Here is a 25,366-nt window from a genome sequence, read left to right as displayed (position 1 = left end):
AAAACAAATCTCTTTGTAAATTGCTATACTTTATAGTATATTTAATAACTAAGGAGATTTTTTTTATGGAAAATCAATATAAAAATTATAGTTGTATGCTTTATGATTTTACAAAACCACCAGGTACAAGTGTTGATGGTGATTTAGAATTCTATAAAAACCTTTTAATGCCAGTTGAAGGAAAAGTTTTAGAAGCGGGAGTTGGAAATGGTAGATTATTAATACCTTTTTTAAAATATAAGATTGATATAGAAGGCGTTGATAAGTCAAATGAAATGCTAGATTTGTGTTTGAAAAATTTAAAAGCAAATAATCTTAAAACAACACTAATAAAAGCAGATTTAAAAGCATTTAAAAAAGAAAATTATTATGAATATATTATTATGCCAAATGCAAGTATTTGTTTAATTGAATCTAGACAAGAACTATTAAAAGTTTTAACAAATTTTTATGTTAGTTTAATTTCAAATGGAAGATTAGCAATAGATTTAATTATGCCTAATGAATATAAAAAGGGGATAAATCATTTTTACACTCATAATTTAAAAGAATTTGATTTACAAGTAAATAATTATAGTAAAGAAATCAATTGAGAAGAACAATTTACTATTACTAAAATAGATTATTTAATAAATGATCAATTAGTTGAACAACAAGAAGTAAAATTAATGTGATATGGGATTTTTGAATTTGAAATGATTTTAAAATCAATTGGTTTTAAAAATATTGATATAATAAAAAATTATAATAATAAAACTCTTATAAATTTAAAAACTATAACATTTATTGCAAAAAAATAACTAGAAATTAATAATAGTTTTTTATATAATATTTAAAGTAAAGATTTGAAAGAGGAAATTTAATGAAAAGTGCAATGGCTTCAAAGGTAGATAAAAAGCGCCTAGTTTGAGCAATAAATAAAAAAAATAGTATTACTTTGATGACTTTAAGTATAATTTTTATTATTCTTTGCATTTATCAAGATTTTAAGTTACTTACATATGATGGTTTCATAGATATATTAGATGACTTTAATATTAAAGATAACAATAACAATCAAGTAGTTATTGAAGCAGGATTAAATGATGCTAATGTTTTTAATATTTTTAAAATTGGTGCTGCAATTTATATTATGTATTTTTATTCTAAATATTCATATAAACTTTTTAAAGAAAAAACAAAAGAGCAAAATGAAAAATTAAAAGTAGGATTAATTGCTTTGAACTTTATTGTAATATTAGATAATTTAATATTAATAATTTCAAATATCTGCTTATTTATTTTTTTATCTTCACAAGCATTTGATTATAATAAATCAAGTAAAGTTTTTGAACTTGTAGGATATGCAAAAGATTTTTGAAAATATGAAAATAATATACCTATTTTAAATTTAAGTGCTTTTGCTGTAATTTGTACTATTTTATCTATCACAACAATCTTGTTTAATTCATTATGTAGTATAGTTCTGTCTAGTATATTTTTTGATTTAATTGCAAAAAAAGCTAAAAAAATAAATATGGATATTGTAAGAAGAATGAAAAAAAATGATCCAAAAGATAAAGAACTTGAACTTATTCCTTTAAAACCAATTATAAGCATTACTCCAGATTTGAAAAATCATAAATTTAATATTATTGACGATTATAAATTTTGAAGTTATGACTCTTTAACAAATCAAACAAATCGATATGAGTACATTCAAAAACAAATTGATAAAAATAAGATTAAAGTTAAAAATTTTTTATTTAACTTAGATTCTAAATTTGATAAAAAAGAAATAGAAATAAAAATCCATGATTTAACAGTTAAATTTAAAAATGTTGTATTTAATTTTAATGAAATGGATTTTATTAAACAATTTGGAGATATTAAATCAAAAAAATTAATTTTATTAGCACAACTTTATGCAACTGTTAAATATAAAGCATACTCACTACAAGTTTTAAATGACTATTTTGAATTTTTAAATGCAAGTAGAATTGAAATTAGTGAAAAAACAAAAAATGACTTGATTAAAGGATTCGAAAAAAGTTTAACAAAATATGTAGATGATTTTAAACACAATTTATTTAACGGTTTAAAAAATGAAGAAGAACTAACTGATGCAATGATTGATATTGGTGCAGAAGCTTACTATGAATTTTGTAATGTGATAGTTGAATTAAAAAAATAAACATGGTAATTTTATTTAAATTACCATTTTTTTATTGGATAATTTTATAGATTTTTATTTTAATTTATAGTTATAATAATTCATAGAGGTAAGGAGGATTTAAAAAATGATAAAAACAAAATTGAAAAACAATTTATCAAAGATTATACTATATTTTTTAATTTCATTGATTATTCTTTTTTTAGATCCATTTAGTAGAGTAGTTTTTAAGTTTAAAGAATTTGCAATAATTTCGTTAGTTTTTTCATATTTTTTAATTTTACTTTTAATTATTTTTATTCATATTTTAAATATTGTTAATTTAGTTATCTATTATTTAAGTTATGATAAAAAAACTATTAATAGACTTGATAATTTGCAAACTAAGAAATTTGTAGCTATGAAAACATTAGCAACAATTTTATTATTATTAACTTTTTCATTTTTGTTACTTTCAAACAGTTCAGAAATTGCATTAATTATAAACTCAATATTCTTAACTCAATTTTCAATAATGAATTTAATTTTTATGACTTATATTGGTGTTATAACTCATTTTTTAGCACATATTGAATTTTTAGCTAAAATATTTAATTTACTATCAAAAAGTGTATCTAGACTAATGATTGTTACTACAAATTTTGTAATATTTTTAATTTCAATAATTTTAAACGTAAGAATAAAATTAAGAGATTTAATTAATTATAAAGTAGCAAATTATAAGCACACAGTATATATTAAAATCACCGAATATAATAATGGAGATTTAAGAAAATAATTTTTATTTTTACTAATCTAAAATGATGTTTTTATAAATAAAAACAATTTTTTATATGAAAAAAAGGAGAGAAAAAATGACAAAAGAAAAAGAAGCTGAGCAAAAAGTTTTTGATGATCCTAATCTAAAAGAAACAAAAGCAGCAGAAAAAGAATATTTCAAAAAAAAGCCTAAAAGTAATTTTTTAGGAATTGTAAGACATTATTTAGCAAGACATATTTGAACAGCCATCATTTTAGTTTTGATAGCAGCGATTTCATCTGGAACTTCAGTTTTGGGTCCAAAAGTTATTCAATATATGATGAAAATTTTATTAGTACCTTTAACTGCGGTACAAATTTTTCACTTATACCAATCTCAAGGTAATTCTTTAACGGTTGCGGATTTAAATGCACAACTAGAGGGAGTTAAATTTAAAGGAGATGACAGTTATGTTTTAAACAATAGTGATATTGATTTATTAAGTAACTCAAAAAACTTTTATACAGAAATTGGGAACTTACATTTAGGGTGAGTAGAATGAATTTATGTACAATTAGGATTGTTTATATTATTAGGAATAACAACATATTTAACCCAATATATCGCTGGTATTATGGGAAAAAATATTGAGATTGAGTTAAGAAACAAAGCATTAGAAAGACTTGTAAAACAAGATATGAGTTATTATTCTGATAAAAAAATTGGAGAAATCCTTACTAAAATTGTTGCAGATACTCAAATAATCGGAGAACAAGCTCAACAAGTTCCTGTTACATTTATGGGAGCATTATTTACTTTCTGTGGATCTATTGCAACTTTATCAACAATTGATTTAAAACTAACAGGAGTAGTTATTTTATTAATGATATCAATATTTGGAGTGTTGATAACTACATTTGGAGTAGTTAAAAAAATTGCTTTAAGAGTTAGAAAATCAATCACAAATATTAATGGAGATGTAACTGATAGAATTGCAACTATTAGATTAATTAAAGCAAGTGGAACTGAAAACTATGAAACTGAAAGATTTAAAAAAATACATGTTGATTACAATAAAAAATCTAGAACTCTAATAGCAACTCAGTCAAGTATAATTACTGTGATTACAGTTGGAATAAGTTCAATTCAAGTTGCAATTGTAGTTGCAGCAGCATTAATGTATTATGACAATCCAAACTATTTAGCAGTAACTTTATCATCATTTATAAGTGGAATTGGTACAATGGTTGGACCAATTATGCAAATAACAAGATTAATCGTTGGATTGATTCAAGCATCTGCTGGATCTATAAGAATTAATGAGATCATAAAATCAAAATCAATATTAAATGTTAGTTATGATGAAGAAACTGGAGAAAAAATTAAAAATATTAATGGAGATATTATCTTTAAAGATATTGAATTTGCTTATCCTGAAAAACCCGAAAAAATCATATTACCAAGATTCTCATTTACATTTGAACATGGGAAAAGTTATGCATTTGTTGGAGAAACTGGGGCAGGAAAATCAACAGTTGCAAAAATGTTATTAAGATTTTACGATCCAAGTAAAGGACAAATTTTAATTAATGGAAAAACAGATTTAAGAAATGTAAATCTAGCAAATTATTTAGATAAAGTTGGTTATGTTGAACAAGAACCTCAAATCTTATATGGAAATGTATTTGACAATATTAAATATGGTAGATTTGATGCAACTGATGAAGAAGTTATTGAAGCTGCTAAAAAAGCTGAATTACATAGTTTAATTATGACTTGACCTGATGGTTATAAAACTATTTTAGGAGAACGTGGAATGATGTTGTCTGGAGGCCAAAAACAAAGACTTGTTATAGCTAGAATGATATTAAAAGATCCTGAATTATTAATTTTAGATGAAGCTACAAGTGCTTTAGATAATATTGTGGAAAAAGAAATACAAAAAGAATTAGATAAACTTATGGTTGGTAGAACTTCAATAAGTATTGCGCATAGGCTCTCAACAATTAAAAACTGTGATCAAATTATTGTTTTAGGAAGAGATCAAGGAGTTGTTCAAGTAGGAACTTTTGATCAATTAAAAAAACAAGAAGGACATTTCAAAAAATTATATGAAGCAGGATTAATGGATTAAAATACTTCTGTTTGAAGTATTTTTTTTTATAAATTTAAAATAATTTTCAAGTTAATAAAAAACGCTTTGCTATTTTCTAAAAAAACTATAAAATAAAGCAATACAAAATATTAGGAAGGTTTTATAAATGCAAAAATTTAAAGATTTTTTTACTACAAAAGTAAAATTGAAATTAATTATTTTTCCAATAGTATTTTCAGTTTACTTTTTATTTAGCTTACTTATGGTGATTCCAGGTGTTGGTATAGAATCATTACGATTCATAAACAGTATCCATAAACAAATCGGGGAAGTTATGCCAAAAGGTGTTTTTGTTGTAGATGGTAAAGATGTATCTTACGATCTAGTAATGGAAAACGTTATTAAAAAAGCATATACAAGTGACTCAATTTCTACATTAAATTCTTACGAAACAGAAAATTATAGTCAAAAAAGAAGTGACTATGAAAAATTCTCAAATGAATGATATGAAACAAGATGAGCAAAAGTTAGAGATGAAAAAGGAGACGTAGATTTATACGACTTAGGTGAAGATCTAATTAAATTTGACAAAGCTGTTTCAACTAAATTCTTGAGTTTTGGATATGTTAATTCTGGAATTCAATGAATGTTCAAAAATGGAGGAATAAAAGAAATTTTTTCTTCATCAATTAGAAATGATTTATTAAGAAATCAAACTATTATAGATCAAGACGTGTACGAAAGTAAATTACAAGCAAGTGATCCTGGAATAAGTGGAATTGATGTTAGCGCATCTTTAGGAACATTGTTAGTAAACAACAAAATTTGATATTTAAATAAACAAATCGAAAATATAAAATTTGGTATGAATGTTATGGGACATAATATATTTAAAGATAAAACTTTAGATGAATCAAAAATGCCAAAACAAAAAGTTGAAACTAGTGAGTTATATGTTCCTTTTTTCACAAGTACATTAGATAACTTAAGAGCAGGAGTAGTATTTTTCCTTATTTTATTAATTGTTGTTATTCCTTGCTTTACATATACTTTAACAATGTTAATCATTAACAAAAAGAGAGGTAATAGCTAATGAAAAAAATACTTACATTACTTTCAATGGTAACTATTTCTATTTCAACTGCATCAGCTAGTGTAGCATGTTTACCTGCACAAGCAAAAATAAATACAACTTTTGACAATCTTATTGGTAAAGACATTGATAAATCAAATGCTGTAGATACAAGTGAAGATCCAGCAAATCATTTTGGTGTTTCTAATTTTTATACATTAGGAGATAGTTTAAGTGATAATGGTGGATTAGTTACAATTGCAAAAGATGAACTTGGTGTTGATGCAAAAATGTCAGGAGAATATAAAAATGGATTTAGTAATGGATTAAGAACTGCTGAACTAATAAACCAAAAATTAAACTTTAGTGCAGATAGTTTTAAATCATCTAACTTAATTCACCAAGCTGATGTTGACTATAAAGGTAAAAAGTCTTGAGGAAGAAATTATTCAGTTGGAGGAGCAACTGCATATGAAGGATCTGGTTTAGCATCACAATTATTGATGGGAAAAACTGGAATTTATAAACAAGCAGTTGCTCTAGTTCAACAACAAGTTATCAATGAAAATGATTTATTCTTTATTGAAATTGGGGGAAACGATTTATTTGCTCTAGCTGATGCAAGAGATGATTTGAATGCACAAGCAGATATTATGAATAATGCAATAGAAAATATAAAAAAATGTTTTTATACTTTAATCAACAATGGTGCAAAAAAAATCATTTTTGCAAGTCCTCCAGATATTTTATTAACTCCTAGATATAACAATAAAAATACAGAAAAACCATATACTGAAGATGATTTAAATAAAATTAAATTATTATGCCAAGAGTTTGACTCAAAATTATCAAATTTAATAACAAAAATAAATAAAGAAACAAATGATGTCATTAAAACATACAATCTTTATTCAGAGTTAAAAAATATTTTAGATGAATTTAAAAAAACAACTCCAAATGCAAACATAGAAAATAACTTATGTACATCAACTGCATTTGATTTAGGAAGTTTAGATTTAACAAACATTGATATTAATGCAACTGTCAGAAAAGAATATCAAGTAAATAATATAGATGAATTTTTCTTTATAGATCAAGTTCATCCTACAGCTGCTGGTCATAAATTCGTAGCAGATAAAATTTGAAACTTATTATCACAATTAGGTTTGATAAATATTTAATAAAGGGGTTATACAATGAAAAAATTAATTAGTATTTTAGGAGTATTATCTATCAGTGCTTCTCCAGTGTCATTTGCAATTGCATGTGGTGCAAAAACTAATACGAGTTTTGATGGCAAAGAAGATCAAGATAACATTTCTATTTTAATGTCTCAGTATGCAAAAGCGTTGTATTTAAATCAAAATGAAATTGATACAACAAGTGAAGGATTAAATAAAGTTCATTACAGTTCTTCATACATTATGAATGATCATGTAAAAAACAATTATATATCAAACTTAAAAATTATAAGTTTTTCTGGTGTAGAAACAAATGCCTATACTAGATATAGTGAAATAGCAAGTAAATACTTTAAAAATAGTAGTGAATTTGTTTCAAGTGATGTAGCAGTTGATGATAGTGTTTATAAAGGTGAAGTAGTTGCACCAGAAATAAGTGGTACTATGTCAACTTTAGGATCATTATTACAATCTGTTCCAACTATTTTAAAATCACTTGCAAATCCTGCTGCATTTCCAGGATTAATGGCTTTAGTTGGTCAAAAACTAAAAGATTTTGTTTCAGTTGATTTGATTAAATCATTAGGAAAAATCGTTACAGATGATGTTTTAAAAGATTTTGAAAAAGCTTTTAGTATTGATGCATATAAAGATGATAAGGGAGAATTTTTAAGTTTTGAAGATGCAATGAATGCAAGTATTATTGCATTATCAAATTCAATTGATAAAATTATAAATAAAGATAGTAGTTCTGAAGCATTAAGTTATAAAAATTCTAGAGATATCAACAGTAATATCTTTGGAGCTTCAAAAGTTTTAGGACAAAATATTGGTGGGGTCTTAAATGGATCTAAAAAAATAAATTTAGATTTATTAACAGATATTGGAAGTTTGCCTGGAGTTTTATTCTTTGTTAGAACTTTATTAGTTTATTTAAATTCTTATAGTGTTACAGAATTAACTTCAAAAGAATTAACAATAAGTGAAATTGATACAAAAAGAACAACAAAAGTTGCAGAAAAAGATAATGTGTTTAATTTTAGTAATGCATTAAAAGTTTTAAGTATTATTGTAAATGATAGTTCTACATCAGCTAAAGAAGGAGAAAGTTCAAAAGGATTAGGAGCAAGAGTTATAAGAAACCTTTTAGGTGCATTTTTAGCAACTCCTTCAGAAACAAAAAGTGAAAATACAAGTGCAAAAGGTAATTGAACAAATTTATTAAAACCTTATAATGGTTTAAAAAATGGACTAATTAATATAGTTTCTCAATTTGCAATAGCTCTATTAGGAAATGAATCAATGGATGCTGTAATTTATAAAATTTACATTGATTCATTTTTAAGAACATTCATTAATTGAGGTATAGGATGTGAAAGTTCAAACGGTCTTTTAACTAATGATTTAAAAGGTACTTTTGAAATGATTCCAAATTTTATTTCTAGTTTCCCAGATGGAATGTTAAAAACTTTAATTAAAAGTATTGTTGAAAATGGTGATTGAAATTCAAATTTTGCAACAATAGGAAAATGAATAGAATATCTTTATGATAATAAAAATGAAAAATTAGGACTATCAATTAAAAAAATGTTACAAGGTCCAATTGAAAATATCTTTAAATTACCTTTATTTGCTTCTAAAAAAGAAGAAGTAAAAGTTTTTGATAGTAAAAAAGATTTAGGAATGGGATTTTTAACTACAAATTCTTTACAATTCATTGTTAATAAAATGATTGAAAATGCTACTCCTAAAAAACCTGAAGCAAGAGATGATGATACAAGTGATGTTATTGTTAAATTTGATAGTTTTGCTGAATTGTTTAAAAGATTATATACAAATAGTACTTTATCAAATGCATTAGCAGATCTTGATAATATGATGAATATATTGGGATTAAATAGTGATGGAAGTATTAAAGAAAAATCAGTTCTAGAACAATTACAAACAGTTATTCAAGAAAATGTAACTTGAGTTGGAGTAGTTGGTAATACTTTAAATGGTATGATTAATGATTTTGGTGAAAAAATAAAAGTTACAAAATCAGAAGCAAATAAAGTATTTGATAGTTTAAAAGTTACAATTGATGGACAACAAACTAATGACTTTACTTACACTGTAAAAGATGCTACAACAAATACAGAAAATAAATTTGAAATCAAATTAAGTTATGAAGGTAAATACTTAAAAGTTAGTTCTATTTCAAAATTATAATAATTACTTAACCGATTATAACAAATCGGTTTTTTTATAAAAAATTAACTGTAACTAGATTTTTGTTTTTTATTAAATTATTATAAAATATTAAATAAAGTTAGGAAAAAATATATGAAAGAAATAAAGATTAAAAGCTTTGACAATAAAGAATTACATACATATATCTGAGATGAAGTAAAAAATCCAGTTGGAGTAATTCATCTAGTTCATGGTAGTGCAGAACACACATTGAGATATATTAATTTTGTAGAATTCTTAAACAAAAATAATTATATAGTAATTGGTTCAGATCATCGAGGTCATGGTAAAACTGCTAATTTAGAAGAAAATGAATTAGGTTTTTTTGCCAAAGAAGATGGATGAAATATTATAATTAAAGATTTACATATTATAAATAACTTTATAAAAAGTACATATAAAGATTTAAAAGTTGTAATAGTTGGACATTCGATGGGTAGTTTTATGGTTAGAAATTATATTTCTAATTATGGAGATAGTGTTGATGGAGCTATAATAGTAGGAACTGCATTATACTCAAGTTTAGTATTAAACTTTGGATTAGGTGTTGCTAAAAAAAATCAAAAAAAATATGGAGAAAAAAATGTTGATAAGCTCATTTGAAAACTAAGTTACAAACCTTTAAATGCAAAATTTAAAAAGCATGGAAAAACAGGTGTAGAGTGATTAAGTACTGATGAAAATGTTGTAAAGAATTTTTTAGATGATCCTTTAGCTGGACAAGTTTTTACAAGTTCTGCTTTTAAAGATTTATTTTTTGGATTAAATCAAATTCAAAAACAAGATTATATTGATAGAATTCCAAAAGATTTACCAATCTTTATAATTTCAGGTGATAAAGATAGTGTTGGTAAATTTGGAAAAGACCCAAGAAAGTTACAAAAGATTTATAAAAAAAATGGACTTAATTCTAAATTAAGATTATATTTAAATATGCGTCATGAAATTTTAAATGAAGTTGGAAAAGAAAAAGTTTATCGAGATATAAATGAATTTCTAGAATCAGTTTTAAATTATAAAAGTGAGTATATAGATATTTCTAAAGAAGAAAATGAAAACGAAAATGAAAAAAAAATTACTTAAGCAATTTTTTTTACTTCACTAATTTTTCAATTTTCCATTTTAGAGTTTTCCATTAATGTAATTTGATATTTATAAATGTTTTTATTTATAGGGGTGTAACTAATTTCAAAACTTATAGTTCCTAAAATATTTTTATTATCTATTTCAGAATATGTAAGTAGTTTTGAAACAAAGTTTTTAGAATCAATTAAAGGTTCAATTTTATCTTTTATATATTCTTTTTTTGTATTTGATAAAAACTTAAAGTCATCTAATGTATTTGTCATAATGTTTTCGAAATGATTATCATCAAAAATTATTTCTGCTGCTTTTAAAATCGAGTTGTCTTTAAATTCATTAACTCCTTCTTTATAACCTAATGCATACATTAAACCTTTATATCCAGCAAAAGAAAGATTATTATTTTTATAATCATCATCTCTTAATGCAAGTCCATTATATTTCATTAATGATAAAGCAGTTGTTAATGTATTATACTCTCCACTTGAATTACCAGATGTTCCTTTTAAATCTTTTACTAAACCTTCATCACTATTTATTTTATTATTAAAATATACTTTAAATTTATTTGTAGCACTAGATGCAAATTTTTTAATACCATCACTAACATTTCCTTGCTGATTTTTTTCTTTTTCAGAATTATATTTGCTTCTAGCTTCACTATTTTCATTATAAATTTCACTAAAAATTTTTAAAATTGTATTTAAATATAAACCTGAAGTTATTTCCATGCTAAAAATGTTTACAAAATTTAAAGATTTATTGTTAATTTTTCATCCTGTTAACTCTGTTAAAACATTTGAGTCTTTATTTCATAAGGCTTGAAAACCATTTTGTAATTTGTTTGTACTTTCATCACTAATACTAATTCCAGTATCTGTAAATGAGTTAATTAATTTTAATAAAGATGACAATCCCATTATACTTCTATCATTTACTATTGAATCTCCAGTTATCCCAAATAATCTTGAAGCAGCAAGAGCACCAATATTTTTTAAAAATTCAGGAAGACTTATATCTTTTAAAATATCAAATAATTTAAAACCTAATGCTTGAATAACTCCATTTAACAAACTATCTGTGCCTGTAACTTCTTGTTCTAATTTATCTGATCCTAAACTTAAAACATCTAATAATCCTAAATTTTCTGGTATTAAATAATCTTGTTTAGTTGGAGAATTAGAATATAACAATAAAAATAAAATTCTTTGCATATCTCTTCCTTTGTCTGCATTTGGATTAATTGCAAGTGAAATATTTTTTAAGAAACTGTATATACTAAATTTTCTTTTTGTTTTTATATTATTTGTAATTATTCCATTTTGTTTTTCTAATTCACTATTAAAACTTATTACTAAATGATTTTGATTGCTTTGATCATTTAATTCTTTAAAAACTTCTTTATTTGTTCTTTGTTTTTCAAATAAATGTTCTTCACTTATATTAGTGCTTAAATCATTATTGATTTGTTCAAAATCAAATAAACCAATATTGATTATTAAACTTGATAAGATATAAAAAATATCATTTATATTTTCTAAGATTGAAGCATAGTTTAATTTGTCAGTGTTTTTTATTATATATCCTAAACTTTGTGCTAAATTATTTCTAAATCAACTTGAATTATCAATAGGTAAATAGTCATCAAGACTTAATTCTGCTTTCAAATTATTATCTTCATTTCCACTTAAATTGTATAAAAATCTATTTAATTTTCTCAAAGCTGATTGTTGAACAACTTTTAAAGTTAAATCAATTTTATGAGTTTCATTAAATTTATCTTTATATTGTCCTTTAAAATCTTTAAACATTACATTATTGATATAGTCTTCAATAATAAAAGGAATATTGGTAACTTTTTCACTATTAGTTCCTAAAATCATTGGAGTTAAATTATCTATAACTGAATCATCCACTTTTTTATCATTTATAAAATTAATATTAAAAAGTAAACGACAAATTGTTGAAATTAGATTAGTTTTATCTAAATCATTTATCAATTGTTGTGCATATGGAGCAAGTTGAGACAATGAATCAGATCAATTTTTATCAATATTAAATTCATTTTTTAAATTACCAAAAATACTAGAAAGTTGAGGAATAAGTCCCTCAATAACTCCTCCAAGTGATGGTTTTATACCACCAGATGATTTAATAGTTGATAATATTAATAAACCATTATCAACAATTGAATCTGCATAAGAATTGGGTGAAGTTTTACTTGATAAATTATATTCACTATTTGAAGCTAAATTTTCATAATAACTTCTATCTAAAGTTTTATCAAAAACTGAGTTAACAACACTGCTTGTTGATGCTTGATCTGAAGCACTAAAATTAGGTTCTAAATCTTTGATTTTTTTATTACCAATAAAAGTATTTAAATAATCAACATCAATTCCCTCAACATCATTTAAAATAGCACTTCTAGAAGCTAAACTTGCTATATCAACTAGTGAATTAACTTTGTTTTTTACATATTGTTTTTCATAATTTACAAGCGAGCATGAAGTCACTGAAAATAAGGTTGATGATATTGATAATGAACATAGTACTGCTAATAGTTTTTTCATACTTTTTCTCCTTAAATAGATTATATAGAAGCATTTTACTAAAAGTTTTTTGTATAAAAAAAGTTATTTTCTTATAATTAATATTAAAGTATAAATATATTAACAAAAGGTAGGTAAATAATGAAAAAGTTTAGTATATTCCTATATTTAAAACAAGGAATAAAAGGTGTATATAAATTTAAAATTCAATTTTATGTAATTATTATTTTAACTTTTATAGCTTCATTAATTTTAGGAATATCTCTATCTGCTTCAACAAGAATAATAAACAACTATAAACAAGTCATGTCAAAAATGGATAAGTTTGATTATGTTTCTTCTAGAGAAGTAGGAACTGTAAATAATTTAGATTTAAAATCTGTTCCTATGATGGATTTTGTAGATTTTCAATTTTTAGCAAAAAAATTTAGTGATTTAGATACATATAATCAAGCAAATAATGGAGTTGGTTATAATTTTAACTTAATTTCATTAAATGAAAATGCAACATATTTATCTGGAAATGCATCAAAAAATCAAGATCAATTCTCATTAAAAAATATTGATAATAGTTTTGTTGATGAATATAAAAAAGAATATATTGATACATTTATTGCAAAATCTTTTAGACAAACTGAAGTGAAAAACTCATTTTTTAACCTATTATCTAGTGATAGTTTTTTAGAACCTATTTTTCATTATAAATATGATGAATATAGCGGAAAAATTGAGTATAAAAATTCTTATGAAAAATATAATCAATTAAAAATTACAAACTTAACAAAGTATGCTGACTTTATTGATAATAGTTCAATTAAAAGTAAAGTATATAAAGATTTTTATCAAACCACAATTTTAGCTTTAAGAACTAATTTTTTAAATGATTTAAAAGATAAAAAAGATTATTTAAAAACAACAACTTATAATAAATTGTTTGAAAATAACATAATTAATGAGAGTAATTTTAATCAAATTTTTAATGAGAATAATCCTTTAACAAACGAAAATATATCTATATATGATTTATATTTATTATCTGCATTTAATACTTTAATTGGACAAATTATTAATAACACAATTGATTATGTACAACACTATATTGACTTATCAATATTTATAGCACAAAATGATAAAGAAAATAAAGTTATTGATCAAACAGTTTTAACAAAAACTTTTGATGCTTTAAAAAATACAAATGAAAACCCAGGATTTGCTTATTATGATGAGTCAAGTAACGATAATGATAGAAAAGTAATCGCAAATGTTTTATATACATATATTTTTGGAAATATATATTCAGATCAAAAAGATTACTTAAATGAAGATTATAAAAATAAACTTTATCAAATGCAATATAATGTTGAAGAAAATAAATATCAATTACCATATTTGCAACAAATTGATTTAGCGTCAAATACATTAAATGAAAATAAAAATATTAATTATAAAAATTATTATGTTAATGAAAGTGATGATAATTATGAAAGGGGAATAAGAGGAAGTTTAAATCAGTTAGTAGTTAGTGTTGATAATAAAAATCAACCAACAGGTAATGTAATTAGAAGAGATAGATTAAAACTTTTAAAATTAGAATCTGAAACTTCTACATTAAATGAAAATTTAGTTGAAAAAAATGGTTTTACTACATTTGCAACAAAAAATGAGTTAAATAGAAACAATATTGATAATATAAAACTATTTTATTTAAAAAATAAAATAGTTGCACAAGCGTCAAATGTTAAATCTGATTTAAGAGCAGAAATGTCTTTTCCTGATTCTCAAAAAGAAATGAAATATCGTTTAATAGTTTTAGATGATCAATGACAATCAAGATTGTCAATAGTTTCTGGAAACTTTCCTACAGCATCAAATGAAATTATAATTAATCCGCAATTTGCAAAAGCAAATAATTATAAGCTAGGTTCAACTATTTCAATAGGAGGTTCTACTTTTGTAATCAGTGGTTTTGGAGTTGACCCATTAACTTTTTTTCCTATTGCAGATATAAATATACCAGTTCCAAATAGTAAAAAAAGTGTAATTGTTTATGGAACTCAAGAAACTTTAGCACAAGTTGTAACAAATGATTATGCAAAATATACTTCTAAATTTTTATATAATTTTGTTACTGCAAATGAAAAAAACAAGAGTGAATTACAAGTTTTAGATTACTATTCAAATATGATGTCAGAAGAGTGATATTTATATCAGTCTTACAATGCTAAACAAGAAGTTAGTCAAAATATAAATCAAACTAATAAAAGTATTAATACACAAGATTTACTTGCATCATTTAATAAAAATTTTGAAGAGTATAAAACATTTGATAGTTCAAATTTTGCATACAATTGGACATTAGCGCCAAAAATTACAAAAACATTTCAAATATTTTCATATTTAGCTGCAACTTTAATTGCATTGATAGCACTTGCTGCTACTTTAATTGCAATTAAAAAAACAATTCAATTAAATGCTGGAGAAATATCAATCTTAAAAGCAATGGGTTCAAAAAATTCTCACATTGCTGTATCATATTTATCTTATGGAATTATTTCTTCGTTTATAATTGTTCCAATTGCTTGAGTTATTTCTGCATTTTGCCAAGAAGCCATAGTAAGTTTACTTATTTCTTATGCTGGAGGTTCTTATTGGCAATCAACTTTTGATTGAGAAGCAATTTTAGCTTCATTTAGTATATTTGGTATTTTAACATTAGGAGTTTCATATCTTGTTGCATATTTATTAGTAAAAAAACCAGTATTAGAAATTGCAACAGATCAAAGTTTAAATAAAAGAAATAAGTTTTTAGAAACACTAAAAAAAGTATTAACTTATAAACAATCATTTTCTACAAAGTTTAGTACTGAGCTTGCTATTAATGGTTTTTCAAAAACTTTATTAACTGCTATTACAATATTTTTAAATTCATTTTTAATTTCAGGAGTCATGTCAATGCCTGGAGTTGTTAAAAAAACTTTAAATGAATATTATAAAAATGCTGATTACTCAAGTTCTGTTTCAAATGTTGATGTAATAGGTAATGCACCTTTTTCAAAAACAGCATTATCTCCATGAAATGGAGTAGAGAGTTATGAAAATAATTATATTGATACAAAAGGTGTATTAGATAGTGATATTGGACTAATTGGTAAATCTACTTCTGCTGTTCAACCACTTTCAGAACATTCTGTCATACCAAAAATTTTAATTTCAGAAGATAAAAAAGTTGATAATAAACTTAATTATAATTGAACCTATGACAGAGTAATTGAAGGTGTAAAAGATGAAAATGGAAATTCATTAGATAATGCAAATATAATTTCATATATGACTTCTTTATTTGGGAACAACTTAGTTCAAATGATCGGAAAAAGTATTAGTATTGAAGATGTGCAATTATTATTAGAATGAATCATTCATTCAGACAATCCAAAATATAATGACTTAGAACAAAGAAAAGAAAAAATTTTACAAGTATCATCTTTATTAACTAATGGTTTACCTCCAATTTTAAAAACTTTATTTGCAAATATAGATATAAATGCATTTGAAGGAACTTGAAAAGATAAAATCATAAGTATAATATTAGCTGAAACTCCAGCTTATGTAAGAAATTATGTTAATCAATCTAATAACAGAATAAATCAATATCGCTTTGGATGAGATTTTAACTCATATATACCAAAAGATGATTCCTTTTATACAAAAGTAGTTATGAACAATCAAAAAGATAATCCTTTAGTCACAGGTTTAGATAAAACTCAAAGTGCTTATAAAATATCAAATAGTGCAAATAATATTTTTTTAAGTGATAAAGATATTAAAGATATCGAAAATATTTTGTATGGAAGAGTTATTCCAAAAGAAAACTTAATTATAAACGGAATAAAAGTTTATGATATTGATTCAAAAACTTTAAATATTCCAGTGCTTGCAAATAAACAATCAAGTATCAACTATGAGTTTAAAGATAGTCAAATTCAAGATGTTAAAACAAATGTAACTAGATTTACTTTAACAAAAGATGGAATAAATATTCCAAATAGTGCTTGAAAATATGATGATAGAGATTATCAAAGTTATAATAATTCAATAGTAAATAGTCAAAACAAAGGTTGACTTGATCCTGCATCATTAAGTAACTCAAAATTTACTTATGCTCCAATATTTAAAACCCAAGATAATATTTCAGGAGATGATTTTTATATTGATGGATTTGATAGATATAAAAAAGCAAAAAAAATTGTTGATGATGCATATGGTTTTTATAACCTAGAACAAGTTAACATAAATGATCAAGAACAATTAAAAGCATCAATTAGACCATATTATCAATATGATAATGTGATGTTATTTATACCATATGAAAAATATGATGACTTTAAAAATATTTTAAGTTTAGGAAATAATAAGTATAAAGATGCATGATATGGACAAGTAGATCAATCACAAGTTCCAGATGATACAATAAATGATTGAAAAAATACTTTAGGTTATAGTCCAAGTAGTTATTTGTGAATTAGACCTTATTCGTATTATTTTGAACCAACAAATGTTTATTCAAAACCAAAAACAAACTTATCTGGTAGTGAAACAAGCAACTTAACAACAATTAGAACTAGTTTCTTAGAATATGCTTTTGCAAGATCAGATAATCCAATTAATATATCTAATAATGTACAAATAGAATGAAATAAAATTTCAAATCAAAATGTAAGTAAAATAAATCTTCAAAAATATGATGATATTTCGGTTTATGGAGATAGTATGATTGTTGCAGATCAAAGTTTAGTAAACTTAATTAATGGTTATAGTACAGCTAGATATTTACCATTTGATTTTAGTTATGAAGATAAAAATAATCCTTCAGGACAATATGAAGCAGGAGAAGGGGTAAATATAGATACTTATAAAATAAATACACCTGAATCACAAATTAGTGAATCAAATAAAAATAACTGAATGTTTGGTTCAAGTGAAGAACAAAAATCAGTAAAACCCCATTTATGATACAATGGAAGTTATTTAAACTCTAAAGAACCTTATTTTATGAGTACACAAGCTTCATTTTCAATGAACCCAAAAATGGGAGATTATTCAGTTAATGCTCCAAATAATTTCTTAGCAACAACAGAAATTAAAGATACAAAATTTATTAGTGAAGAAAAAAACTTAGTTAATCAAATATCTTCATTAATAATTACAATTGGAGCTTTCTTTATAGCATTTACTATTATTATTTCTACATTATCAATAATTTTAATTTCTGATTTGTATGTAAATCAATATAAGAAATTTATGGTTGTTATGAAATCAATGGGGTATTCAAATCGAGAAATTATTACATATACATTTAAATTTGTAACCATTTTTTCAGTAATTTTGTTTGTATTAGCAACAGCATTAAGTTATTTATGTGTTTATTATGTGCTTCAATATGTTTCTACATACTTAGTTTCTATACCTGTTGGATTTATGTGGTGAACTCCAATAGTTTCTTCAGTTTTAATAGTAAGTTCTTATGTGGGGGCAATTGTCTTAACAACAAAAAAAATTAGAACTGAATCACCAACAATTCTAATAGATTAATTTTTATAAAAAAAGTGATAAATTTATCACTTTTTTCTTTTTATACACTATATCAAGTTTTTAATTTACCAGATAAAATATATCCTTTATCTAAGTATTTATTTTCTTGTCCTTTTTTAACTTCTATTGTTATAGAACCAGTTGCATCAAATGGTCCTTCGTTTTCAGAAGGCACATCGTTTGTATTAACAGTTACATCAAATATTGATAAAAAATCATTTTTAAAATCACTAAATTTAACTTTACCTTGTTCTTCGCCACTACCTTGTGTATCTAAAAAATATTTTTTACCTTCATTAAATTGAATTCAATACATTGAGTAAGGTTCGCTATCTTCTAAACTCATTATATAATTTATTAAAGTAGTTAATTCATCATCGTTTAAAGCGCTTGAATTAGGATCTTTTTTTAGCTTCATTGCATCAAAAAAACTTCAATCAGTTCATTCTTCGCTATTTGGACTATTGCTCATAATTGATAAATCTCAATTTTGAATATTCTCATTATTTTGAATATCAGCAATGAATTTAACAGTAACTTCATTAGTGTAACTACCGTTAAATCCATTATTTATTGTTGCAAATCCACCTTTTAAATTATAATTTGATATAGAAAATTGACTGGCATTATCCACAGTGATATTAGAATTTTTATTCATGAATTCTACAATAATTTTTGATTTTTGGTCTTCTTCATAATCCATGTTTATAAAAGTTATTTTTCCTAAATCTTTTTGAGTTGCAGCTGTTTTTAAGTCTATTTGTTCTTTTAAATTAATTTTTGCAACTCCATAAGATATATAATTTTTAATATCATTTTGGTGGCCATCTTTTACAGTTATATAAAGTTTTTCAATTTTTGTTTCTTTATCTGTTTCTATAATTGATTTATTTTGTCCATCTCTATAATTGATATCTATCATATCCATAATTTGATCTGCTGTAAAAGCAACATAACTACTTGCTTTTTTTGCAAGTTCTACAACAAATTTTTTTAAACTATCTTTAACAACTAATCTATTTTGTAAGTTTGAAGACATTAAAAAGCCTGAATTATAGCTATTTGGTCTTAAACTTGCTCCAAATCCAACGTTATTGATTGCATCTTCAAATATTGAAATGCTAAAAGCATTTCCAACACTATAATTGTAAGTTACATTAACTTTTCCTTTAAAGATTTTTGCATCATCTTTTGCTTTTATAGTTGCTTTTGAAGTGGTAGGTTCACCGCTAAATTCAACCTCATCAACTGTTAAACTAATATTGTCATTATATCAATTGATTGCTTGTACAATGCTTTCAAGACTTGGTGTTTGATCTTTTCCAACAAGTGTTTTTAAATCTTTGTTAGAAATTTTATTTAAATCAGTAATAACATCTTGTGTGGTGTTATTGCATGCAATAATTGCAGTTGAAGCTGTGCTTACAAGTCCGATTGATGCTAATAATGTTAATAATTTTTTCATTTATATCTATACTCCTTAAATATTAATATTATCTTTTTTATAAAGAAATTACTATTGATATTTATAAAAAAATATAAAATAATATAAAAAAACTTTAATAAAAAAATTGTTATAAACTTTTGATTTATAATTAAAAAATGGAGAAAAAATATGCATTTAGTTAAAAAAGAGAATTATTACTTAGCATTTAATAAAAATACAGCTATTCAAGTAATTAATAGATTAAAACCTCAACGTTTATGTGTAATTGATTTTGAAGCATTTCAGTTTACAAAATGAACTAGAGAAAAATTTGAAAAAATTACAATTAATGATATTCCATATACAGTATGTTTAAATACATTAGTATTTGATGAAGTCTGTAATAAATTTGTAAGCTCAAATGAAGTTGTATATCAATTTAAAGATGATTGATCTACACAAAGTGATTTATTAGCAAAATTAGAAGAATTGGCAATATTTGTTGCAAATTATGTAAAAGAAAATAATATTGAAAAATTCTTATATATGGCAAAGTTTTTAGAAGTAGCTGCTTTAGAGTTTTTTGTAAGTATTTTTAATGATTTACCCATTTTAAAAGAGTATTTATTAATTAAAGGATATGATTTGTATGATTTTTTCTTTAATCAAAATAACTTTAAAATCATTTCATATAAATATAAAACACAACATATTTTAAAAGATTATATGATTAATTATGGTGATGAGTATGAAAACTTTGAAATTGGAAAAGATGGTATGAAGCATTTTGAAAAAATTGCTAAAGGAAGAGATGCAGATGATTTAGACTTTGATAAAGTAAAAGAACATAGTTTTAATGATTTAAAAAAAGGTGTGGATTTATTAAATTATATAAATGAACTTGCAAATTTTCCAGATGATCAAGTTATTAATATAAAAGAGTTAAAAGATGATGAAATAAGTGAAGAGTAATTTATAGTCAAAAAAACCTATATTTATATAGTTTTTTGTATAAAATATATTTATAAAAAATTCCAAGATATTTTAATCATTTGGAAAAAGTGTTAATATAATCTTGGAGGTAATAATATATGAAAGCAGCATGTTTTGATAAAAGTAATTTAAAATACGTAGTAAAAGAAATAGAAAAACCAGGGATACAAAAGCAAACTGATGCAATTGTAAAAATGATGTATACAACAATTTGTGGAACAGATTTACATATTCTTAAAGGTGATGTTCCTGAAGTTCCAGATGGATGTGTTTTAGGTCATGAAGGTATTGGTAGAATTGAACAATTAGGAAGTGAAGTTTCTAACTTAAAAATAGGAGATGTAGTAATAGTTTCATGTATTACTAGTTGTGGAAAATGTAAGTATTGTTCAACAAACTGTCAATCTCACTGTGAAGATGGAGGATGAATTTTTGGACATTTAATTAATGGAACGCATTCAGAATATTTAAGAGTTCCGCATGCAACAAATTCATTACATAAAATTGATCCAAAAAAGGGATTTGAAAACTATGTTTTAATAAGTGATATTTTCCCAACTTCTTATGAAATTGGAGTTTTAAATGGCCGAATTAAAGAAGGGGATGTTGTTACTATAATTGGAGCTGGTCCAATTGGATTGGCTGGATTAATGACAGCAAAACAAATAAATCCTAAAAAAATTATTATGATCGATTTAGATCGATCAAGATTAGACTTTGCAAAAGAACATGGCGCAACTGATATAGTTTGTGCAACTGGAGAAGAAGCTATAAAAGAAATTATGAAAATAACAAATAATGAAGGCTCAAATGTAGTTATTGAAGCAATTGGTACAAAATTCACCTTTGATTTAGCTCAAAAAATAGTTTCTACAGCAGGACATATAGCAATTGTTGGAGTATTTGGAGAATCTGTTGAATTTAATTTACAAGATTTATGAATAAAAAACATTACTTTAACAACTGGATTAGTTAATGCTAATTCTTCACTAGAATTAATTGAAAACATTAATAAAAATAAAATACCTTTTGAAAAATTAATATCTCATAAATTTAATTTTGAAGATATTGAAAAAGCATTTGATGTATTTAAAAATGCAAAAGATAATAAAACGTTAAAAGTATTAATTAAATTTCCAGAATAAATTAAAAACATATAAATAATCTTATTATTTATATGTTTTTTTAATGATACTAATAGTCATTATAAATAACCATATTGACTTATTTTACTAGTTCAATTATATTTTTTATTTATTTAGAATTTATTCTAATAGAAAGGATTGTTATATGTATAAATAAATAAAAAGTAAAACTTTATATTGAGGTTTTCCAGTTTGTATAATTTCAAGTATTGATGAAAATAAAAATACAAATATTACTCCAATTAGTTCTATTTATAATGTAAATGATATTGTTATGATTGGAATTAATACTTCTTCAAATGCATATAAAAATATAAAAACTAATAAAAATATAATAATAAATGTTATAACAGACACTATGTAAGAACAAATTGAATCAATTGCTAAATCTACAGGTAATGAACAGAACAAAAAACGATTGTATTCTTCAAATAAAGATATTTTAGGATTATTTATTTTATTAAAAAGTGAGTTTCAAAATATTAAATATATTAACAATTGTTTAATATATTTAGAATTAGAATATAGTAATGAAAAGGTTTTAAATGGTATTGCAAATATAAGTTATTATGAAAAAATATATATGTAAAAAATTATTTATTAAATAATCAAAATTATATTATTTAAGAAAATTTTAATACTTTAATTTATCAATTTAGAAATTATAAAAAGCTAAATAATAAAATTTTAGGTAAGTCTTTTAAATATATATAATCTGATTAATAAATATTTATTTACTAAAAAACTTTTATTTTATTTTAAAAATTGTTTTCATAGAAAAAAGTTCAAAATATTTCAAAGGAGTTATTATTCTAAATAAGTTTTTAAAAACAACGTTTATTCTAGCGATGTTTATAGCTTTATCGACATATTTTTTGAATTTCTTTTTTAATCCTTATGATACAAATAATAATTACATATTTAAAACTGATTTTTTAAAGTATTTTGGATTAGTTTTATTTATAGTTTTATTTTTAGCATTTATGGTATATGAATCTGTTTATCAATTTAAACAATATTTAAAAGCATCTAAAAATAATAACTCTAATTTTAATGTAGTTAAAAATAATGTCTTATTTTTATTGAACCTAATCAATACATGTGTACCATTATTAATAGTTAGATTAACACAATTTGCTTTAAAAGTAGAAAAGGTAGATAATCTTAGTTTTTTTGAAAGTTTAGTTATGATTAAAACATTTGGTTTTTTTGCTTGTTTTTTAGTAACAACAATAATAGCTTATTTTTGTTTTAAACTTATTAAAGCAATTATTAGATATGATTTTTTAAAGAAATTTTAAAAATTTTTACAATATATTAAATATGAACTATTAAAATTTTTAAGTTTTTTAGCTAATTTCTTTAAAAGTTCAAAAATATTTGCTTTTATACGATCCTTTATTAAAACTAAAAGTTTAAAAGCAAAAATAAAATTAAATAAAATTTTTCTTCTAAGTAAAATAATGGAGGAACCACCACACTTTACAACTTATAAAACATTTTAAAAAATTTTATAAGGAGTAAAAGTTATGAAGGAAAATTTAAATATTAAAGACGATTTAAGTTTTGATAAAAAAAGAAGCTTTTATGAATTTTTTTGAATTGTTTAAATTAATTTAAAAATCATATTTTAAAAATATTAGAGGACAATTATTTACATATGTAATTCCAGTATTTTTTACAGTAATGTTATATTTATTATTTAAAGTAAATATGTAAACCAGGAAGCTCAATATTAAATTATTATGTACTTCCTTCATTATGAATTATTGTTTCATTATATTCTACAATAGTAGAATGAAAAAACTCAATATTTTTAAAAAGAGTAGAAACCACAGCTATTAATAAACCCTTATTCTTATTATGTATAGCAGCATTTTATTTTTTAATTACATGATCTGGAGTATTATTAGAACTATTAGTTGGATATATTCTTGATAATTAAAATGTTGCAATATTATATAAAACTATGAATTGAGGATATTTTATTTTATCAATTTGTTTACTTTCTTTAATTGCAATTAGTATTGGAGTTTTACTTGGTGGAATAATGGGAGATGAAGGATTAAATCAAGGAATATCTCTAATGGATATGTATGTTTTTTTCAGGAACAATGTTAGATCCAAGATTATATGAAGGAGTAGAGGGAATAAGAATATTTACATATTTTGTGCCTTTAAAGTATGCAGTTTCAATAATGTTATTTTCTCAGTATAAAAATGGTACTTTAGAAAGTGCAGGTTTTAATATTGGAAGATATGATGATAATGAAGTACCTTTATTTAAAGATTTTAGTAGTACATGACAACCAGTACTTGGATCAATCTTAATAATTATTGCTTTTTCAACACTGGGAATCTGAAGATTTAGATGACATAAAAAAGGTTAGAAAGGAAGAATTATTTTATGAGTTTAATTGAAGTAAAAAATGTATGTAAATAATTTAAAAACAAAATTGTATTAGATGATGTATCTTTAAATATTGAAAAATGTGAAGCTGTTGCTTTTTTAGGAAGAAATGGTGCTGGAAAAACTACATTAGTAGAAATGATTGCAAAAATTAAAAGCCCTACTAAAGGAGAAATTAATATAAATATTGAAAAAAATTTAAAATAAGAAATTGGGATTCAATTTCAAGAAGGAAATTGACCAACTGGAATTTGTGCAAAAGATATAATTGATTTTTATTATAGTGTATTTCCAAAATTTACAAAAGAAAAATTTTTAGAACTTGATAAAACTTTTGATGTTATGCCATTTTTTAAAACACCACTAAACGGTTTAAGTGGAGGACAAAAACAAAGATTTAATGCTTTATTATCTGTAATAAATGACCCAAAAATTATAATTCTTGATGAATTAACAACTGGATTAGATTTAGAATTACAGTTTAAAATAATTGAATTTTTTAAACAAAAAGTAAAAAATAAACAAACTTTATTAATTGTTTCTCATCACCCTGATGAAATTGAACAATTGTGTAATCGTTTAATTATAATTTCTGATAATAAAGTTTTACTAGATAAAACAATTGAAGAAATTAGAAAAGAATATGGGACAGTAAGAAATTTAATGAATAAGTTTTATAAAGGAAAAATTTAATAAA

The 25,366-nt window shown here is 23.4% G+C and carries 17 protein-coding genes; 15 read left to right on the top strand and 2 right to left on the bottom strand.

What is annotated here, in order from left to right; all coding sequences use genetic code 4:
• The first annotated feature begins 65 nt into the window (after positions 1 to 65).
• The 8 genes from STABA_RS03770 (at position 66) to STABA_RS03735 (ending at position 10,554) form a co-directional block, all read left to right on the top strand.
• Entirely contained in the window at positions 66 to 800 is a 735-nt protein-coding gene (locus tag STABA_RS03770) for a methyltransferase domain-containing protein (protein ID WP_156006695.1), read from the top strand.
• Positions 801 to 862: 62 nt separating this feature from the next.
• The gene (locus tag STABA_RS03765; RefSeq protein WP_156006693.1) at positions 863 to 2,173 is read left to right on the top strand and encodes a hypothetical protein; all 1,311 of its coding nucleotides are present in this window, start codon (positions 863 to 865) and stop codon (positions 2,171 to 2,173) included.
• A 106-nt stretch (positions 2,174 to 2,279) separates the two neighbouring features.
• Positions 2,280 to 2,930, top strand: coding sequence for a hypothetical protein (locus tag STABA_RS03760; RefSeq protein WP_156006691.1), 651 nt, complete (start codon positions 2,280 to 2,282; stop codon positions 2,928 to 2,930).
• A 76-nt stretch (positions 2,931 to 3,006) separates the two neighbouring features.
• Complete coding sequence (locus tag STABA_RS03755; RefSeq protein ID WP_170264699.1) at positions 3,007 to 5,025, top strand: ABC transporter ATP-binding protein; 2,019 nt, start codon at positions 3,007 to 3,009, stop codon at positions 5,023 to 5,025.
• 127 nt (positions 5,026 to 5,152) lie between these two features.
• Positions 5,153 to 6,079 carry a hypothetical protein gene (locus STABA_RS03750; RefSeq protein WP_156006688.1) on the top strand — a complete coding sequence of 309 codons (927 nt, stop codon included), beginning with the start codon at positions 5,153 to 5,155 and terminating at the stop codon, positions 6,077 to 6,079.
• Positions 6,079 to 7,239 carry an SGNH/GDSL hydrolase family protein gene (locus STABA_RS03745; protein ID WP_156006686.1) on the top strand — a complete coding sequence of 387 codons (1,161 nt, stop codon included), beginning with the start codon at positions 6,079 to 6,081 and terminating at the stop codon, positions 7,237 to 7,239. The genes STABA_RS03750 and STABA_RS03745 overlap by 1 nt, the downstream gene beginning before the upstream one ends.
• A 15-nt stretch (positions 7,240 to 7,254) precedes the next feature.
• A complete protein-coding gene (locus STABA_RS03740) occupies positions 7,255 to 9,450 on the top strand; it encodes a lipoprotein (protein ID WP_156006684.1) in 2,196 nt (731 codons plus the stop codon).
• A gap of 114 nt (positions 9,451 to 9,564) precedes the next feature.
• Entirely contained in the window at positions 9,565 to 10,554 is a 990-nt protein-coding gene (locus tag STABA_RS03735; RefSeq protein ID WP_156006682.1) for an alpha/beta fold hydrolase, read from the top strand.
• On the opposite strand, the gene STABA_RS03730 is transcribed toward STABA_RS03735, so the two are convergent.
• Positions 10,551 to 13,127 carry a hypothetical protein gene (locus STABA_RS03730; RefSeq protein WP_156006680.1) on the bottom strand — a complete coding sequence of 859 codons (2,577 nt, stop codon included), beginning with the start codon at positions 13,125 to 13,127 and terminating at the stop codon, positions 10,551 to 10,553. The genes STABA_RS03735 and STABA_RS03730 overlap by 4 nt on opposite strands.
• A gap of 120 nt (positions 13,128 to 13,247) precedes the next feature.
• Here STABA_RS03730 and STABA_RS03725 point away from each other — a divergent pair, with 120 nt between their 5' ends.
• A complete protein-coding gene (locus STABA_RS03725) occupies positions 13,248 to 18,695 on the top strand; it encodes an ABC transporter permease (RefSeq protein WP_156006677.1) in 5,448 nt (1,815 codons plus the stop codon).
• Between the two features lie 40 nt (positions 18,696 to 18,735).
• Here the strand turns inward: STABA_RS03725 and STABA_RS03720 are convergent, their stop codons facing one another.
• Positions 18,736 to 20,160: a lipoprotein gene (locus STABA_RS03720; protein WP_156006675.1), complete on the bottom strand. Its 1,425-nt coding sequence runs from the start codon at positions 20,158 to 20,160 to the stop codon at positions 18,736 to 18,738.
• A gap of 150 nt (positions 20,161 to 20,310) precedes the next feature.
• Between STABA_RS03720 and STABA_RS03715 the strand changes: the two genes are divergently transcribed.
• From STABA_RS03715 to STABA_RS05950, 6 genes are all read left to right on the top strand, one after another.
• On the top strand, positions 20,311 to 21,093 hold the full coding sequence (locus STABA_RS03715) for a hypothetical protein (RefSeq protein ID WP_156006673.1): 783 nt from the start codon (positions 20,311 to 20,313) through the stop codon (positions 21,091 to 21,093).
• Between the two features lie 119 nt (positions 21,094 to 21,212).
• Entirely contained in the window at positions 21,213 to 22,259 is a 1,047-nt protein-coding gene (locus tag STABA_RS03710; protein WP_156006670.1) for an alcohol dehydrogenase catalytic domain-containing protein, read from the top strand.
• An 848-nt stretch (positions 22,260 to 23,107) separates the two neighbouring features.
• Entirely contained in the window at positions 23,108 to 23,560 is a 453-nt protein-coding gene (locus tag STABA_RS03700; RefSeq protein ID WP_156006668.1) for a hypothetical protein, read from the top strand.
• 795 nt (positions 23,561 to 24,355) lie between these two features.
• Positions 24,356 to 24,649 carry a hypothetical protein gene (locus STABA_RS03695; RefSeq protein WP_156006666.1) on the top strand — a complete coding sequence of 98 codons (294 nt, stop codon included), beginning with the start codon at positions 24,356 to 24,358 and terminating at the stop codon, positions 24,647 to 24,649.
• 65 nt (positions 24,650 to 24,714) lie between these two features.
• Positions 24,715 to 24,876 carry an ATP-binding cassette domain-containing protein gene (locus STABA_RS05955; protein ID WP_343031707.1) on the top strand — a complete coding sequence of 54 codons (162 nt, stop codon included), beginning with the start codon at positions 24,715 to 24,717 and terminating at the stop codon, positions 24,874 to 24,876.
• Between the two features lie 3 nt (positions 24,877 to 24,879).
• Positions 24,880 to 25,362 carry an AAA family ATPase gene (locus tag STABA_RS05950; RefSeq protein WP_425505173.1) on the top strand — a complete coding sequence of 161 codons (483 nt, stop codon included), beginning with the start codon at positions 24,880 to 24,882 and terminating at the stop codon, positions 25,360 to 25,362.
• The last annotated feature ends 4 nt before the right edge of the window (positions 25,363 to 25,366 follow it).

The sequence above is a fragment of the Spiroplasma tabanidicola genome, from assembly GCF_009730595.1.
GTDB classification, from domain to species: domain Bacteria; phylum Bacillota_I; class Bacilli_A; order Mycoplasmatales; family Mycoplasmataceae; genus Spiroplasma_A; species Spiroplasma_A tabanidicola.
The sequence above is the reverse complement of the archived record's forward strand: the minus strand, read 5'-3'. Positions and strand labels throughout refer to the sequence as shown.